The following is a 1005-nucleotide window of genomic DNA, read 5'->3' as shown; positions in this document are numbered from 1 at the left end:
GGTCACCGGTGTCCGGGCCGCGGTGCTCTGCCGCGATGCCGAAGCGCTGCCGTTCGCCCGCAGCGGACTCCAGCGGGCGCATCACCGACACCGTGCTGACCACCTGCTCCTCCGCCGCACTCTCCTCCTGCTCAAGTCGTTGCAGGTCAGCGGCGGATACCAGGGCGACCAGGGGTTTGCCGTGGCGCGTCACGACGACGCGTTCGCCGCCGTAGACGACTCGGTTGATCAGTTCCGCCAGCTCTGCTCGGGCTTGCGTCACCGGAATCTCGTAGGCCATGCTCCATCATAACTTGACGTACATCCTGTACATTTTTTACAGAGGTGTCGTGCGGCCCGCAGTGCGCGCAGAGCGCTGATGAGAGGTGCACCGATGAACCGACCCACCGCCCGCCATGTCCTGCCGGAATTCACCGAGCGCACCAGCACCGGCCGGCGGACCATGGACCCCTACTCGAAGCTGCTGTCCGAGCGGATCGTCTTCCTGGGCGCCCCGATCGACGACACCTCGGCCAACGACGTGATCGCGCAGTTCATGTACCTCGAACACGCCGCGCCCGACCAGGACATCTCGCTCTACATCAACTCCCCCGGCGGCTCGTTCTCCGCCATGACCTCCATCTACGACACGATGCGCTACGTGTCCTGCGACATCGAGACGGGCTGCCTGGGCCAGGCGGCGTCCAGCGCGGCCGTGCTGCTGGCGGCGGGAACCCCCGGCAAGCGGTTCGCGCTGCCGAACGCGCGCGTCCTGATCCACCAGCCCTCCTTCAGCGAGCCGATCCAGGGGCAGACCTCGGACCTCCAGATCCACGCCAGGGAACTGCTGCGCACGCGCGAGCAGCTGGAGGAGATGCTCGTACGGCACACCGGGCAGAGCGCCCGCCGCGTCAGCGAGGACATCGAGCGCGACAAGGTCTTCGACGCCGCGGGGGCCGTGGCGTACGGGCTGGTGGACCATCTGGTCAGCAGCCGCAAGACTGGTGGAGCCGCGCCGGGCGCCGG

Annotated in this window: 2 protein-coding genes; one reads left to right on the top strand and one right to left on the bottom strand. The window is 68.0% G+C overall.

Going from position 1 to position 1005, the window contains the following annotated elements; translation table 11 throughout:
• The coding region (locus ACFU99_RS44630; RefSeq protein ID WP_384404658.1) for a type II toxin-antitoxin system Phd/YefM family antitoxin at positions 1 to 280 on the bottom strand (280 nt) is incomplete at its 3' end.
• A 93-nt stretch (positions 281 to 373) separates the two neighbouring features.
• On the opposite strand from ACFU99_RS44630, the gene ACFU99_RS44625 reads away from it, so the two are divergent.
• On the top strand, positions 374 to 1005 hold a 632-nt coding region (locus ACFU99_RS44625; protein ID WP_384404656.1), incomplete at its 3' end, for an ATP-dependent Clp protease proteolytic subunit.

The organism is Streptomyces sp. NPDC057654, from assembly GCF_042800135.1.
Lineage (GTDB): Bacteria > Actinomycetota > Actinomycetes > Streptomycetales > Streptomycetaceae > Streptomyces.
Note: the sequence above shows the minus strand (reverse complement) of the source record. Positions and strands in the feature narration are given on the sequence as shown.